A 15,033-nucleotide genomic window follows, 5' to 3' on the forward strand; every position below is an offset into this window, starting at 1 on the left:
GGGCCAGACGTTCACTACTCGTTCCCCGGAGATGTTATGCACCAGTCTGAACCCTATCTCTCATTTCGCGGCATCGGCAAAACCTTTCCCGGTGTCAACGCGCTGACCGACATCAGCTTTGACTGCTACCCGGGTCAGGTTCATGCCCTGATGGGGGAGAACGGCGCCGGAAAATCCACGCTGCTGAAGATCCTCAGCGGTAACTACGCCCCCACGACGGGAACCCTGGCGTTACAGGGCAAAGAGGTCGCCTTTGCGGACACCACCGCCGCGCTGAACGCCGGCGTCGCCATCATCTACCAGGAGCTGCATCTGGTCCCTGAGATGACCGTCGCAGAAAATATTTATCTCGGTCAACTTCCCCATAAGGGCGGCTTCGTTAACCGTTCGCTGCTCAACTATGAAGCCGGGCTGCAGCTGAAACACCTCGGGCTGGATATCGATCCCCAGACCCCGCTCAAGTATCTCTCCATCGGCCAGTGGCAGATGGTGGAGATCGCCAAAGCGCTGGCGCGCAATGCCAAAGTCATCGCCTTTGATGAACCAACCAGCTCGCTCTCAGCGCGCGAGATCGAAAACCTGTTCCGGGTGATCCGCGAGCTGCGTAAAGAGGGGCGCATCATTCTGTACGTGTCGCACCGTATGGAAGAGATTTTTGCCCTCAGCGATGCCATCACCGTGTTTAAGGATGGCCGGTATGTTCGTACCTTCACTGATATGCAGCAGGTCAATCACGACCAACTGGTGCAGGCGATGGTGGGCCGCGAGCTGGGCGATATCTATCACTGGGAGTCGCGCCAGTACGGCGGCGAGCTGCTGCGTCTGCAGGAGGTGAAAGCCCCGGGCGTACGCACGCCGATCAGCCTTACCGTGCGCAGCGGTGAAATCGTCGGCCTGTTCGGGCTGGTGGGGGCAGGGCGCAGCGAGCTGATGAAAGGGCTGTTTGGCGGCACCCGCATTACCGGCGGTCAGGTGTTTATCGACGGGCAACTGGTCGACATTCAGAAACCGGCGCACGCCATTCGCGCAGGGATGATGCTCTGCCCGGAAGACCGTAAAGCCGAGGGAATCATCCCGGTGCACTCGGTGCGGGATAACATCAATATCTCGGCGCGCCGTAAGACCATTCGTGCCGGGTGTCTGATTAACGATACGTGGGAGGTCAGCAATGCCGATCACCACATTCGCTCGCTCAATATCAAAACCCCGGGCGCTGAGCAGCTGATCATGAACCTCTCCGGCGGCAACCAGCAGAAGGCCATCCTGGGCCGCTGGCTGTCGGAAGAGATGAAGGTGATCCTGCTGGATGAGCCGACCCGCGGTATCGACGTGGGGGCGAAGCACGAAATTTATAACGTGATTTACGCTCTGGCAAAACGCGGCGTGGCGGTGCTCTTCGCCTCCAGCGATCTGCCGGAAGTGCTGGGTGTGGCCGACCGTATCGTGGTGATGCGCGAAGGGGCCATTGCCGGTGAATTGCTTCATGAACAGGCGAATGAACAGCAGGCCTTAAGCCTCGCCATGCCTAAAGTCAGCCAGGCTGTCGCCTGAGTAAGGAGAATAAGATGTCCTCTGTCACTACATCCGGAGCGCCGAAATCGGCCTTCAGCTTCGGGCGCATCTGGGATCAATACGGCATGCTGGTGGTTTTTGCCGCGCTGTTCCTCGGCTGCGCCATCTTTGTACCTAATTTCGCCACCTTCATTAATATGAAGGGGCTGGGTCTGGCGATCTCCATGTCCGGGATGGTCGCCTGCGGGATGCTGTTCTGTCTGGCATCCGGCGACTTCGACCTGTCGGTGGCCTCGGTCATCGCCTGCGCCGGGGTTACCACCGCGGTAGTCATCAATATGACCGAAAGCCTGTGGATTGGCGTAGCGGCGGGGCTACTGCTCGGCATGCTCAGCGGGCTGGTCAACGGCTTCGTTATCGCCCGGCTGAAAATCAACGCCCTGATCACTACCCTCGCTACCATGCAGATCGTGCGCGGGCTGGCCTATATCATCTCTGACGGTAAAGCGGTGGGGATTGAAGACGAACGCTTCTTCACCCTCGGCTACGCCAACTGGCTGGGCCTGCCGGCGCCTATCTGGCTGACGGTAGGGTGTCTGATTATCTTTGGTTTTCTGCTGAACAGAACCACCTTTGGCCGTAACACCCTGGCGATTGGTGGTAATGAAGAGGCGGCGCGTCTGGCTGGTGTCCCGGTGGTGCGCACCAAGATTATTATCTTCGTGCTCTCCGGTCTGGTGTCGGCGGCGGCGGGGATTATTCTGGCCTCGCGTATGACCAGCGGCCAGCCGATGACCTCTATCGGTTATGAGCTGATCGTCATCTCAGCCTGCGTTTTGGGGGGCGTATCGCTCAAAGGCGGCATCGGAAAAATCTCATATGTGGTGGCGGGGATCCTGATACTCGGGACGGTGGAGAACGCCATGAACCTGTTGAACATCTCTCCGTTCTCGCAGTATGTGGTACGTGGCCTAATCCTGCTTGCAGCGGTGATCTTCGACCGTTACAAACAAAAAGCGAAGCGTACGGTTTAACCGGTTTTCCTCCCTTCCGCGACCTAACTTTTAAGTGTAGTCGCGACCTTAACCCCCTTTCCAGCCGCAGCGGGAAGGGGGTTGTCAAATGGCGAGCCTCGTCACACTGTCTATACTTACACTGCTACTGAGATGTTAACAGTTTTTCATCTCGCCAACTGTAAGGAGGATCAGGGTGGCCGATACGTTAACTTCACCGCCATTACTAACTGAAAACTATGCGTACTTTTTTGACCTCGACGGGACTCTGGCAACAATCAAGCCGCACCCCGATGAGGTGGCAGTTCCCGTAGAAGTGTTAGAGGCGCTGAATCAGCTCGCGCAGCTGAACCAGGGGGCACTGGCATTGATATCAGGGCGTTCAATCGCCGAGCTGGATCAGCTCGCCGGTCCCTACCGTTTTCCGCTTGCCGGTGTACACGGGGCGGAGCGCCGCGACATCCATGGTCATCTGCAAACCGTTTCCCTTCCTCCTGATCTGGTCCAGACGCTGCATGCGCAGTTGACGACGGCGCTTTTATATCTGCCTGGTACCGAGCTTGAGGCTAAAGGGATGGCGTTTGCGCTCCACTATCGCCAGGCGCCCCAGTATGAGCAGGAAGTGTTTAACCTGGCGGAGCAGGTAGTGCGTGACAATCCGCAGCTGTCACTGCAGCCGGGTAAATGTGTCGTAGAAATTAAACCGAGGGGCATCCACAAAGGCGAAGCCATTTCTGCCTTTATGCATGAAGCGCCTTTCCTCGGCAGAACGCCGGTGTTCTTTGGCGATGACCTGACCGATGAGCATGGCTTTGAGGTGGTCAACCAGCTTAAAGGGGTATCAGTAAAAGTCGGCGCGGGCGATACCAAAGCTAGCTGGCGGCTGGCGACGGTGCCCGATGTCTGGCAATGGGTAATAAAAGCCGCTAACCATCAACAAGAAAAAGAAATAGCGCAAATTAACAGGAGAAAACCTTATGGGTCGCTTGATCGTAGTTTCTAATCGCATCGCTCCCCCGGACGACAAAAAAGCCAGCGCAGGTGGACTGGCTGTAGGGGTGCTGGGGGCGTTAAAAAGTACGGGGGGGCTCTGGTTTGGCTGGAGTGGAGAGATTGGTAACGAGGATAAACCGCTAAAAAAGGTGACCCGCGGGAACATCACCTGGGCCTCGTTTAATCTTAGTGAACAGAATTACGATGAATATTACAGCCAGTTCTCTAACGCTGTGCTGTGGCCAGCCTTCCACTATCGCCTCGACCTGGTGAAGTTTAAGCGCGAGGCCTGGGAAGGGTATTCGCGAGTAAATAGCCTGCTGGCCGATAAACTACAGCCGTTAGTCCAGCAGGACGACACGGTGTGGGTACACGATTACCATCTGCTGCCGTTTGCCAGCGAGCTGCGTAAGCGCGGCATTAACAACCGCATCGGCTTCTTCCTGCATATCCCGTTCCCGACTCCGGAGATTTTCAACGCGCTGCCGCCCAGCGACGAGCTGCTCGAAGCGCTCTGCGATTACGATCTGCTGGGCTTCCAGACCGAAAACGACCGACTGGCCTTCCTCGACAGCGTAGCCAGCAAAACGCGGCTGACGGCCCATGACGATGATTCGCACTCCGCCTGGGGCAAGCGCTTCCGCACCGAGGTCTATCCAATTGGTATTGAGCCGGACGAGATTGCCGGTCAGGCCTCCGGGCCGCTGCCGCCGAAGCTTGCGCAGCTGAAAGAAGAGCTTAAGAACGTAAAAAACATCTTCTCCGTTGAGCGTCTCGATTATTCCAAAGGGTTGCCGGAACGCTTCCAGGCTTACGAGACCCTGCTGGAGAAATATCCCGAGCACCACGGTAAGATCCGCTACACCCAAATCGCACCGACCTCGCGCGGTGAGGTGCAGGCTTATCAGGACATTCGTCATCAGCTTGAAAACGAAGCCGGGCGCATCAACGGTCGCTATGGTCAGCTGGGCTGGACCCCGCTGTTCTATCTCAATCAGCATTTTGAACGCAAGATCCTGATGAAGGTGTTCCGCTATGCGGATGTCGGGCTGGTGACGCCGCTGCGTGATGGCATGAACCTGGTGGCGAAAGAGTACGTCGCCGCGCAGGACCCGGCCGATCCGGGTGTGCTGGTGCTGTCGCAGTTTGCCGGTGCGGCCAATGAGCTGACTTCGGCGCTGATCGTCAATCCTTACGATCGGGATGATGTCGCCAACGCCCTGCACCGGGCGCTGGATATGCCGCTTACGGAGCGTATTTCACGCCACGCGGAGATGATGAAGGTGATTCGTGAGAACGATATCGATCGCTGGCAGGCGCGTTTCATCGAGGACCTGAACCAGATCACCCCTCGCAGCGTGGAGAGCAACCTGCAAAAAAAGGTCGCAACCTTCCCTAAACTTGCCTGAAAATAAATTCACTCAGCGCATTACACTGCGCTGAGTGGAATTAACAGCACATCAACTTTACTGTTGCTAACGATTGTCTTTGCGCAACAGGCTGTCCGCGAAAAAAAACTGTGATTATGATTGCCACAAATCACCAGGTCGACCTCCTGATTTTGACATATATCAAGTATCCTCGTGCTTAATTCCCCTGACGCACAAAGTGTCTGGGCGATGGGATATTCTGCACGCGCAATAAGTTCGTCCAGAAATTGCTGGGTTTCCTCCTGAATAACGCCACGAATATCTTCCAGCATCGGTGCGGCCAGTTGATTGTACATCTCGGGATCGGCGGAAAGCGTGACGAGGGTGATGCGGGCCTGGGTCGGCCGGGCGATGGCCACCGCTTTGGCAACCAGTTGATGGCTTTCGGGAGAAACAGAAACAGAAACAAGGATATGGGAGTAACTCATAGTACCCTCCGGACCTGGCTGTACATTAGCGATCCCTCACCTTTAGCGCGCTTTTTTTACTTACGCAAGGGGGGATATGACATTCATGTGATGGTTATCATAATTATTCATTAAATATTCTTATGTAATGAATAGTGCTAAACCCTGCTTAGGGGGTTAAAACGGCTAACTTAACGGAAATCATACAAATAAAACCCCCTCAAAAACAAGGGGATTAACCCCTTTGCAACATTTATCCAGCCGTAAACGTAAGAAAAAACTTACGTATTGACGCTGATTTAATTACTTTATTTTCAATCGCTTAATCCACTGTTTCTATCTTAGATATATTAAGGGGTTTAGGCGATTTGTAATTTGTCAACCCCAGGCAAGTAACGTGCCGGTTTTGTTCATACTTGTGCATGAATATTCGACCAGAAAGAATATATCTGGCGGTTATTTGTTCATTAAACAGACAATTTAGAAGTGATACTGATGGATTTTTGGTTCAAATTCACCTAAATTATGTGACGTGGATCACATTTATTTTAAATTTCAGGCGAGGCTGCATTGTATGTCCTACATCGGACGGGTAGAGTTGCACCGAATTAGGAAAAATCTTAGTTAATTGTAAGAAGTGATAACTGTCAGGAAGCAATTATTGTTTTTCTTTACGAGATTCATCAATACAGAACTTAATTCAACTAGCGTTTTAGCCTTTTCTTCTTTTTTTTACCGGGGTTTTCCCGGCGACATCACGGGGTGCGGTCTACCGCACAAGAATATAGTGTTATTCGGGAAGGGAAAATGAACACATCCGAATTGCTAAAACACATTTATGACATCAACCTGTCATATTTATTGCTTGCACAACGTTTGATTAGCCAGGACAAAGCCTCGGCGATGTTTCGCCTGGGTATTCATGAAGAGATGGCGACAACACTTGGCGGCTTAACGTTGCCACAGATGGTCAAACTGGCCGAAACTAACCAGTTAGTGTGCCAGTTCCGTTTCGATAGTCACCAGACCGTGACCCAGTTGACTCAGGAGTCCCGCGTGGACGATCTGCAGCAGGTTCACACCGGTATTTTGCTTTCTACTCGTTTGCTTAACGACATTAGCCAGCCTGATGACGCAGCCCGTAAGAAAAGAGCGTAATCATGAGTGAGAAGAGCATTGTTCAGGAAGCGCGTGACATTCAACTGGCGATGGAGCTGATTACGCTTGGTGCTCGTTTGCAGATGCTTGAAAGCGAGACACAGCTGAGCCGTGGTCGTCTTATCAAACTGTATAAAGAATTACGCGGTAGCCCGCCGCCAAAAGGCATGCTGCCGTTTTCTACCGACTGGTTTATGACGTGGGAGCAGAATATTCATGCTTCCATGTTCTGTAATGCCTGGCAGTATCTGCTCAAGACCGGTTTATGCACCGGTGTTGATGCAGTCATTAAAGCGTACAAACTGTATCTCGAGCAGTGCCCGCAGCCTGAAGAGGGTCCGCTGCTGGCACTGACTCGTGCATGGACGCTGGTGCGTTTTGTTGAGAGCGGATTGCTTGAATTATCTCGCTGCAACTCCTGCAGCGGTAACTTTATCACCCACGCTCACCAGCCTGCCGGCAGCTTTGCCTGCAGTTTGTGCCAACCGCCGTCTCGTGCGGTAAAAAGACGTAAACTTTCCCGGGATGTTGCCGATAGTAATCCACAACTGCTGGATGAACAGATCAAACAGGCTGTTTAACCCGAACGTACGGGCAAGACTCCAGCAGCGGTAAGCAATTACCGCTGCTTTTTTTTGCCCCGCGAACAGGTAAACCCCCGAACTGTGTCCTCTGGCTAAAGTCACTAGCGGAAGGATGATGTCGTGCTTATCGTATTAGGTTACCTGGTAGTTCTCGGTACAGTTTTCGGCGGTTACATGATGACCGGCGGGCACCTTGGGGCACTCTATCAACCGGCCGAGCTGGTTATAATCGGCGGTGCAGGGGTGGGTGCATTTATCGTTGGCAACAACGGCAAGGCGATCAAGGGAACGTTAAAAGCGTTGCCGTTACTGTTCCGTCGTTCGAAATACACCAAAAGTATGTATATGGACCTGCTGGCGCTGCTCTATCGCCTGATGGCCAAGTCGCGTCAACAGGGGATGTTCTCTCTGGAACGTGATATCGAGAACCCCAAAGAGAGCGAGATCTTCGCCAGCTATCCGCGGATCCTGGCGGACTCGATGATGCTCGAATTTATCGTCGACTATCTGCGTCTGATCATCAGCGGCAACATGAACACCTTCGAAATCGAAGCGCTGATGGATGAAGAGATCGAAACTCACGAAAACGAAGCGGAAGTGCCGGCCAACAGCCTGGCGATGGTCGGCGACTCCTTGCCGGCGTTCGGTATCGTGGCGGCGGTGATGGGGGTGGTTCACGCCCTGGCCTCTGCGGATCGTCCGGCGGCAGAGCTGGGGGCGCTGATTGCCCACGCCATGGTGGGGACCTTCCTCGGGATCCTGCTGGCGTACGGTTTTATCTCTCCGCTGGCCACCGTATTACGCCAGAAGAGTGCTGAAACCACCAAAATGATGCAGTGCGTCAAAATCACGCTGCTCTCCAACCTGAACGGTTATGCTCCGCCGATTGCGGTAGAGTTTGGCCGTAAAACCCTGTACTCCAGCGAGCGTCCGTCGTTTATCGAACTCGAAGAGCACGTGCGCGCGGTGAAGAACCCAAACCAGCAGACGAGCACTGAGGACGCATGAAAAATCAGTCCCATCCCATCGTCATAGTCAAAAAGCGCAAGCACAAAGGCCACGGGGGCCATCATGGTGGCTCCTGGAAAATCGCCTATGCGGACTTTATGACCGCGATGATGGCGTTCTTCCTGGTGATGTGGCTGATCTCTATCTCCAGCCCGAAAGAGCTGATTCAGATAGCAGAGTATTTCCGCACCCCGCTGGCGACCGCGGTGTCGAGTGGCCCGCGTATTTCCAACAGCGACAGTCCGATCCCGGGCGGTGGGGATGATTACACGCAGAAGCAGGGTGAAGTGAAGCGCGAGCCCAACATTGATGAGCTGAAAAGACGCATGGAACAGGCGCGCCTGAAGAAACTGCGTGGCGATCTGGATCAGCTGATCGAAGCGGATCCGAAGCTGCGTGCCCTGCGTCCGCACCTGAAGATCGATCTTGTTCAGGAGGGGCTGCGCATTCAGATTATCGACAGCCAGAACCGTCCGATGTTTAAAACCGGCAGCGCCGACGTGGAACCCTATATGCGCGATATTCTGCGCGGGATTGCCCCGGTGTTGAACGGGATCCCAAACCGAATCAGTCTTTCCGGTCACACCGATGACTTCCCTTACGCCGGTGGCGAAAAAGGGTACAGCAACTGGGAGCTCTCTGCGGATCGTGCCAACGCATCCCGTCGTGAGCTGGTGATCGGCGGACTGGACGATGGCAAGGTGCTGCGGGTTGTCGGCATGGCCGCCACCATGCGTGTGACCGACCGCGGACCGGAAGATGCCATCAACCGTCGAATTAGTCTCTTAGTGCTCAACCAGCAGGCGGAGCAGGCCATCCTGCATGAAAACGCCGAAAGTAAAAATGAGTCACTGGATGATTTAAAACAGCCAGGCCCTGTGCCGTCGGCTGCCGTTCCAACATCGCCACCAGCCAATCCGAGGTGATAGCGTGAGCATGGATATTAGCGATTTTTACCAGACGTTTTTTGATGAAGCCGACGAACTGTTGGCGGATATGGAGCAACATTTGCTGGACCTGGTGCCCGAGGCACCGGATTCAGAGCAGCTCAACGCCATATTTCGTGCAGCCCACTCCATAAAAGGAGGCGCCGGTACGTTTGGCTTTACCATTCTGCAGGAGACGACCCATCTGATGGAGAACCTGCTGGATGAGGCCCGACGCGGTGAGATGCAGCTCAATACCGACATTATTAACCTGTTTTTGGAAACGAAAGATATTATGCAGGAACAGCTCGATGCCTATAAAAGCTCGCAAGAGCCGGATGCTGCCAGCTTCGAATATATCTGCCACGCCCTGCGTCAGTTAGCGCTGGAAGCCAAAGGTGAGACGGCAGCCGTTGCCGTCAGCCCGGCAAAACTGAGCGTCGTTGATGCCGCCCCGACGGCCGCGCCAGCCCTTGACGACCGCGTGCGCGTGGTGCTCTCCGGTCTGAAAGAGAGCGAAGTGAATCTGCTGGAAGAGGAGCTGAGCAATCTGGCGACGCTGAGTAACGTGGTAAAAGGCAAGGACACGCTGGCTGCGACCCTCGATGGCGGCATCGGCAAAGATGACGTGGTCGCGGTGCTCTGCTTTGTGATTGAGCCTGAGCAGATCGACTTTGAAGCGGTTGCGGATGCACCGGTTGCCGAGGCTGCCGACGTCGCTGAAGTGGTGGAGGCCGCGCCTGCGGTACCGGCAGTGGCACCGGCGGCACCCGTGCTGAAGGCCGTTCCGGGCGAAGCCGCTGCACCAAACCGTGGCGAACGTGAAAAACCGGCCGCCCGCTCCAGCGAATCCACCAGTATCCGCGTAGCGGTAGAGAAGGTGGATCAGCTGATCAACCTGGTCGGCGAACTGGTGATCACCCAGTCGATGCTGGCCCAGCGTTCAAACGAACTGGACCCGGTAAACCACGGGGACCTGATCACCAGCATGGGCCAGTTACAACGTAACGCCCGTGACCTGCAGGAATCGGTGATGTCCATCCGTATGATGCCGATGGAGTACGTCTTCAGCCGCTTCCCGCGCCTGGTGCGCGACCTGGCCACTAAGCTGAATAAGCAGATCGAACTGACGCTGATGGGCAGCTCCACCGAGCTGGATAAGAGCCTGATTGAGCGCATTATCGACCCGTTAACGCACCTGGTGCGTAACAGCCTCGACCACGGGATCGAGCTGCCGGAAAACCGCGTTGCCGCAGGGAAATCCCCGGTCGGGAACCTGATCCTATCTGCGGAACACCAGGGCGGGAACATCTGTATCGAAGTGACCGATGACGGCGCAGGCCTGAACCGTGAGCGCATCCTGGCCAAAGCGATGTCGCAGGGGATGGCGGTCAACGAAAACATGACCGACGAAGAAGTGGGCATGCTGATCTTCGCTCCGGGCTTCTCTACCGCCGAGCAGGTGACGGACGTCTCCGGCCGTGGCGTGGGCATGGATGTGGTGAAACGTAACATCCAGGAGATGGGCGGCCACGTTGAGATCAAGTCGAAGCAGGGGTCCGGTACCACCATTCGAATCCTGCTCCCGCTGACGCTGGCGATCCTCGACGGCATGTCGGTCAAAGTGGCGGGCGAAGTGTTTATTCTGCCGCTGAACGCGGTGATGGAATCACTCCAGCCGCGTGAAGAAGATTTACATCCGCTGGCGGGCGGTGAGCGCGTACTTGAAGTGCGTGGCGAGTACCTGCCGTTGGTGGAGCTGTGGAAAGTGTTCGACGTGGACGGCGCCAAAACCGAAGCCACACAGGGGATCGTAGTGATCCTGCAGAGCGCGGGTCGCCGCTATGCGCTGCTGGTCGATCAGCTGATTGGTCAGCATCAGGTGGTGGTGAAGAACCTTGAGAGCAACTACCGCAAGGTACCAGGTATTTCAGCCGCCACCATCCTCGGGGATGGTAGCGTGGCGCTGATCGTCGATGTTTCGGCGCTTCAGGGATTAAATCGTGAACAACGTATGGCGCACACAGCCGCCTGATTCAGTTAAGAAGGTAAAAAAATGACCGGTATGAGTAATGTAACCAAGCTGGCCGGCGAGCCATCAGGGCAGGAATTCCTGGTTTTCACTTTAGGTGACGAAGAATACGGTATCGACATTCTGAAAGTGCAGGAAATCCGTGGCTATGATCAGGTGACCCGCATCGCCAACACGCCTGATTTCATCAAAGGCGTGACCAACCTGCGTGGCGTTATCGTGCCCATCGTCGACCTGCGCGTGAAGTTCAGCCAGGGCGACGTGGAGTATGATGACAATACCGTGGTGATCGTGCTCAATCTGGGCCAGCGCGTGGTCGGGATCGTGGTTGACGGGGTCTCTGACGTGCTCTCCCTGACCGCCGAACAGATCCGCCCGGCACCGGAATTTGCTGTGACGCTGTCCACCGAATACCTGACCGGCCTGGGTGCGCTGGGCGATCGTATGCTGATTCTGGTGAACATCGAGAAGCTGCTGAACAGCGACGAGATGGCGTTACTGGATGTGGCGGCAAGTCACGTAGCTTAATTTCTTAAATGTAACATTCGTGGGCTTTTCCGTTCACTTTAAGAACGGGGAATATGTTACTTGCACAGCCCGTGAACGGGATAAGGGGGCCACCGCGGCCCCCTTATCAATCCCCGCGGCCCCGCGACGAAATCGGTGCTTCGCACTACGCTCACCTCACGACCTGCTGTCTGCGGTCGGCTCAACTCGACATCCTGTCTCGATTCGCCTCTGGCCGCCATCCATGGCGTCCAGCCCTTGCCATCCGGTCTCCGGTTCGCCGATTTCAGCGGGGACTCAACACCCGTGCCACATTCAGGCGACGGAGAAGCTGGAGGGGGTAATAGTCCGGCTGAAAATCGCTGAGGCGTTGACCGCAGGCCGGGGCGAGGCGCATGGATGCGCCGAGAGGGCGTGACCTACAGGGATGTAGGATCACGCCCGACCCGATAGCCGAAGGGAATAAGCCGAAGGGACCGCGAAGCGGCGATTTTCTTTGCCGGGAGCCGGGATTGTTAAGGGGGCGGCGATAGCCCCCTTAACACGTTCACCGCAGCGGGGAGTACATATGGCGAAAGAGTTATAGTGAACGGAACGTTTCCACAATTTTTACATAAGACTTAAGCTTCCTGGCTAGCCAGCTCCACCTCATCCTCCAGCAGCCCCTCATTCTGCGCCAGCATCGCTGTCGCCACGCCGTTCCCCAACACGTTAATCGCTGACCGCCCCATATCCAGGAAGTGATCGATTCCCATCAGCAGCAAAATCCCCGCCACCGGAATATGGAAACTCGGGATAGTCGCCGCCAGCACCACCAGCGCCGAGCGCGGTACCCCGGCAATCCCTTTTGAGGCCAGCATCAGGGTTAACATCAGCACCGTGATTTCCGAAAACGTCAGCTGAATATTGTACGCCTGGGCGATAAACATCGAGGCAAACGAGCAGTAGACCATCGACCCCACCAGGTTAAACGAATACCCAATCGGCAGCACAAACGAGACGATATTGCGCGAGCAGCCAAAGCGGGTCAGCTGCTCCAGCGTTTTAGGGTAAGCCGCTTCCGAACTGCTGGTGGTAAAGGCCACCAGGACCGGATCTTTCAGCATGCTCACCAGACGGAAGATCTCGTTTTTCAGCACCATATAACCCACCGCCACCAGCACCAGACAGGTGAGGACGATCGCCAGGTAATACCCGCCAATAAACGAGGCGTAGTTGAGCAAAATCCCCAGCCCCTGGGTGGCGATCACCGAGGAGATGGCGGCGAAGATCGCCAGCGGCGCAACGTACATCACGTAGCCGGTCACTTTCAGCATGATGTGGGAGACCACGTCCAGCGCGGCCACCAGCGGGGCGTTAAACTTCTCCCCCAGCGACGCGCCGCCAATGCCGAAGAACATCGAGAACACCACAATTTGTAGGATCTCGTTATTAGCCATCGCCCCGACGATGCTGGTGGGGATGGTGTGGGAAAGGAAACCTTTCAGCGACATCCCCCCCGTCGCCAGCCCGGTCTCGACCGCGCCGGCCGGAACGGCCAGATTCAGGCCGCTGCCCGGGTGGAGCAGGGTGACGATAAACAGCCCGACCAGGATGGAGAGCACCGACGAGCTGATAAACCACACCATCGCTTTACCGCCCACTCGGCCAATGGTGGCGGTCTCGCCCAGACGCATAATCCCCACCGTCAGGGTGCTGAACACCAGCGGCGCAATGACCATTTTAATCAGGCGTAAAAAGATATCGGTTAATAACGTGATGTTATCTGACCAGGCTGCGATTGCGTCAGGGGACGCGTACTCATGAATGACTGCCCCGGACAGGATGCCCGCCAGCATAAAGACCACGATGAAGATCGTGAGTCGGTTTGCACTTGCCACCAAAATACCTCATTAACGAAAAGGTGAAATTAAACAGCTGATGTATCTAATTTTAATTATTCAGCACATGAATGATTCATAACCTACGTTGAAGTAAAAAAGCGCGCTTTTCAATATTTTTTTAATATTTATCAGTTTTGTTAATGGCTGCGTGACGATATATTGTGATCTATATCACATTGTAATCAATATATCCTCCCGGTTTGTTTAAAACGCGGCGGGTTACATTGCGTATCCACATGTTTTAATAAGTAAAAATGTGTCAATACGGTAAGTGTATGAGTATTGTTGCAAAAAGTTGTTGAGATTGTATCCATAAACTAAATTTCACAATAACCACCCTGGCAGTGGCCTGATGGGTGCTAACAGACTGAGCGTTATCAAAAAATTGATAACCGCACGTGACATTTTCTGGAGGGTGGAAAATGAATAAAAAGCTCCTGATGCTGTTTTCCGGCGGCGTTCTGGCGATGGCAGCCGGCAATAGCCAGGCCGTTACCAGCAGCGGCACCATCGGCGCAACCTTGACGTTAACCAACGGTTGCCTGATTAACGGCTCGCCAACGCAGGACGGCATTAACTTCGGTACCCTCGATTTCGGTACTCATCCGGCGACCTTCTCCACGCTGACCACCCAGTTGACCGGGGCCAGCGGCGGCAACACCTTCACCATTCAATGCACCACCGCCAGCTACACGGTAGCGATCACCGGGAATACCAACTCGACGGCTCCCGGCACCGTAGTCGGCACGCCGGGTACTCCCGCGCGCTATCTGGTGAATACATCCAATACCAGTCAGGGCGTGGCCTACAGCCTGTTCAGCGACGGCGGATTTAACAACATCATCGCCAACAACGCCCCGTTGCCAGTGACCTCCACCGCCGGGGGCGTTGACAGCTACACCCTGTACGGCCGCATCACCGGTGGGGGCAACAGCGTCACCGTGGTGCCAGGCACCTACACCGACACCATCAACGTCAGCGTCACCTATTAGCGCCAGCACGTTTTAATGCGCGTGAATAACCAAAAGCTCCATCACCGGGGAGAGGGAAAACTGCGCGCTCTTTTTAGCCTGAGCATGCTGCTGCTTGCGGCGGGAACCAGCGAGGCGGTGACGACGCAATCCTTTCAGGTGAGCGCCACCATCACCCCCGGCTGTTCCGTCGCCGCAGGCAGCGGTGGCCTGCTGGGCACCCTGAACTTTGGCACCCACAGCGGGGTGGCACGGGGATCGGTGAATACCAGCTTTGTGCCGAACGGTTCGCTGTCCATCGCCTGCACGCCAGGCGTGGCGCTGAGCATGAGTATCGACGGGGGCCAGTATTATACCTCGGTGCGCAATATGCAGCGCTCCGGGGCAACCGATCGGGTGGCGTACCGCCTGTACAGCAGCAGTTCCCTGGCGGCCAACAGTGAGATCGGGGTTAACCAGGCGGTGTCTGTGACATACACCAACAGCAACAACATTGCGCTACCGCTCTTTGGTGTGGCGCTTCTGACCGGGTTCAGCCCGGCTGGAAATTATTCCGATCAACTCACCGTGACCCTGTCGTGGTGATAAAGGGAGAAGGACGATGAAGGC

14 protein-coding genes are annotated in these 15,033 nt (G+C 55.4%); 12 read left to right on the plus strand and 2 right to left on the minus strand.

Annotation, left to right across the window (positions count from 1 at the left end; all coding sequences use genetic code 11):
- The first annotated feature begins 36 nt into the window (after positions 1–36).
- The 4 genes from araG (at position 37) to otsA (ending at position 4,927) form a co-directional block, all read left to right on the plus strand.
- The gene (gene araG, locus LG383_RS05465) at positions 37–1,551 is read left to right on the plus strand and encodes an L-arabinose ABC transporter ATP-binding protein AraG (protein ID WP_225758517.1); all 1,515 of its coding nucleotides are present in this window, start codon (positions 37–39) and stop codon (positions 1,549–1,551) included.
- 14 nt (positions 1,552–1,565) lie between these two features.
- Positions 1,566–2,546 carry an arabinose ABC transporter permease AraH gene (gene araH / locus LG383_RS05470; RefSeq protein ID WP_106993365.1) on the plus strand — a complete coding sequence of 327 codons (981 nt, stop codon included), beginning with the start codon at positions 1,566–1,568 and terminating at the stop codon, positions 2,544–2,546.
- Positions 2,547–2,721: 175 nt separating this feature from the next.
- On the plus strand, positions 2,722–3,528 hold the full coding sequence (otsB, locus tag LG383_RS05475) for a trehalose-phosphatase (protein WP_106993364.1): 807 nt from the start codon (positions 2,722–2,724) through the stop codon (positions 3,526–3,528).
- Positions 3,503–4,927: an alpha,alpha-trehalose-phosphate synthase gene (otsA, locus tag LG383_RS05480; protein ID WP_106993363.1), complete on the plus strand. Its 1,425-nt coding sequence runs from the start codon at positions 3,503–3,505 to the stop codon at positions 4,925–4,927. Before otsB ends, otsA begins: the two co-directional genes overlap by 26 nt.
- A gap of 20 nt (positions 4,928–4,947) precedes the next feature.
- On the opposite strand, the gene uspC is transcribed toward otsA, so the two are convergent.
- Entirely contained in the window at positions 4,948–5,376 is a 429-nt protein-coding gene (gene uspC, locus LG383_RS05485) for a universal stress protein UspC (protein WP_106993362.1), read from the minus strand.
- Between the two features lie 786 nt (positions 5,377–6,162).
- Here uspC and flhD point away from each other — a divergent pair.
- The 6 genes from flhD to cheW all read left to right on the plus strand — a co-directional run bounded on the left by flhD (position 6,163) and on the right by cheW (position 11,591).
- The gene (flhD, locus tag LG383_RS05490; RefSeq protein ID WP_106993361.1) at positions 6,163–6,513 is read left to right on the plus strand and encodes a flagellar transcriptional regulator FlhD; all 351 of its coding nucleotides are present in this window, start codon (positions 6,163–6,165) and stop codon (positions 6,511–6,513) included.
- Between the two features lie 2 nt (positions 6,514–6,515).
- Positions 6,516–7,094: a flagellar transcriptional regulator FlhC gene (gene flhC, locus LG383_RS05495; protein ID WP_225758518.1), complete on the plus strand. Its 579-nt coding sequence runs from the start codon at positions 6,516–6,518 to the stop codon at positions 7,092–7,094.
- A 123-nt stretch (positions 7,095–7,217) separates the two neighbouring features.
- Complete coding sequence (gene motA, locus LG383_RS05500) at positions 7,218–8,105, plus strand: flagellar motor stator protein MotA (RefSeq protein WP_032611994.1); 888 nt, start codon at positions 7,218–7,220, stop codon at positions 8,103–8,105.
- Positions 8,102–9,031: a flagellar motor protein MotB gene (gene motB / locus LG383_RS05505; protein ID WP_166182855.1), complete on the plus strand. Its 930-nt coding sequence runs from the start codon at positions 8,102–8,104 to the stop codon at positions 9,029–9,031. The genes motA and motB overlap by 4 nt, the downstream gene beginning before the upstream one ends.
- A gap of 4 nt (positions 9,032–9,035) precedes the next feature.
- The gene (cheA, locus tag LG383_RS05510) at positions 9,036–11,066 is read left to right on the plus strand and encodes a chemotaxis protein CheA (RefSeq protein WP_225758519.1); all 2,031 of its coding nucleotides are present in this window, start codon (positions 9,036–9,038) and stop codon (positions 11,064–11,066) included.
- A gap of 21 nt (positions 11,067–11,087) precedes the next feature.
- Complete coding sequence (gene cheW / locus LG383_RS05515; RefSeq protein ID WP_032611989.1) at positions 11,088–11,591, plus strand: chemotaxis protein CheW; 504 nt, start codon at positions 11,088–11,090, stop codon at positions 11,589–11,591.
- A 599-nt stretch (positions 11,592–12,190) separates the two neighbouring features.
- Here the strand turns inward: cheW and LG383_RS05520 are convergent.
- A complete protein-coding gene (locus LG383_RS05520; RefSeq protein WP_225758520.1) occupies positions 12,191–13,450 on the minus strand; it encodes a dicarboxylate/amino acid:cation symporter in 1,260 nt (419 codons plus the stop codon).
- A gap of 425 nt (positions 13,451–13,875) precedes the next feature.
- On the opposite strand from LG383_RS05520, the gene LG383_RS05525 reads away from it, so the two are divergent.
- The gene (locus tag LG383_RS05525; protein ID WP_166182852.1) at positions 13,876–14,445 is read left to right on the plus strand and encodes a spore coat protein U domain-containing protein; all 570 of its coding nucleotides are present in this window, start codon (positions 13,876–13,878) and stop codon (positions 14,443–14,445) included.
- Between the two features lie 84 nt (positions 14,446–14,529).
- Positions 14,530–15,009 carry a spore coat U domain-containing protein gene (locus LG383_RS05530; protein WP_370635158.1) on the plus strand — a complete coding sequence of 160 codons (480 nt, stop codon included), beginning with the start codon at positions 14,530–14,532 and terminating at the stop codon, positions 15,007–15,009.
- Positions 15,010–15,033 lie beyond the last annotated feature (24 nt).

The sequence above is a fragment of the Leclercia sp. Marseille-Q4284 genome (assembly GCF_916618945.1).
Lineage (GTDB): Bacteria > Pseudomonadota > Gammaproteobacteria > Enterobacterales > Enterobacteriaceae > Enterobacter > Enterobacter tamurae.

Bases quoted from the DNA above. Each gene is read 5' to 3' on its own strand.
- araG (WP_225758517.1), top strand. From the start codon at position 37: ATGCACCAGTCTGAACCCTATCTCTCATTTCGCGGCATCGGCAAAACC.
- araH (WP_106993365.1), top strand. From the start codon at position 1,566: ATGTCCTCTGTCACTACATCCGGAGCGCCGAAATCGGCCTTCAGCTTC.
- otsA (WP_106993363.1), top strand. From the start codon at position 3,503: ATGGGTCGCTTGATCGTAGTTTCTAATCGCATCGCTCCCCCGGACGAC.
- uspC (WP_106993362.1), bottom strand. From the start codon at position 5,376: ATGAGTTACTCCCATATCCTTGTTTCTGTTTCTGTTTCTCCCGAAAGC.
- flhD (WP_106993361.1), top strand. From the start codon at position 6,163: ATGAACACATCCGAATTGCTAAAACACATTTATGACATCAACCTGTCA.
- flhC (WP_225758518.1), top strand. From the start codon at position 6,516: ATGAGTGAGAAGAGCATTGTTCAGGAAGCGCGTGACATTCAACTGGCG.
- motB (WP_166182855.1), top strand. From the start codon at position 8,102: ATGAAAAATCAGTCCCATCCCATCGTCATAGTCAAAAAGCGCAAGCAC.
- cheW (WP_032611989.1), top strand. From the start codon at position 11,088: ATGACCGGTATGAGTAATGTAACCAAGCTGGCCGGCGAGCCATCAGGG.
- LG383_RS05525 (WP_166182852.1), top strand. From the start codon at position 13,876: ATGAATAAAAAGCTCCTGATGCTGTTTTCCGGCGGCGTTCTGGCGATG.
- LG383_RS05530 (WP_370635158.1), top strand. From the start codon at position 14,530: ATGCTGCTGCTTGCGGCGGGAACCAGCGAGGCGGTGACGACGCAATCC.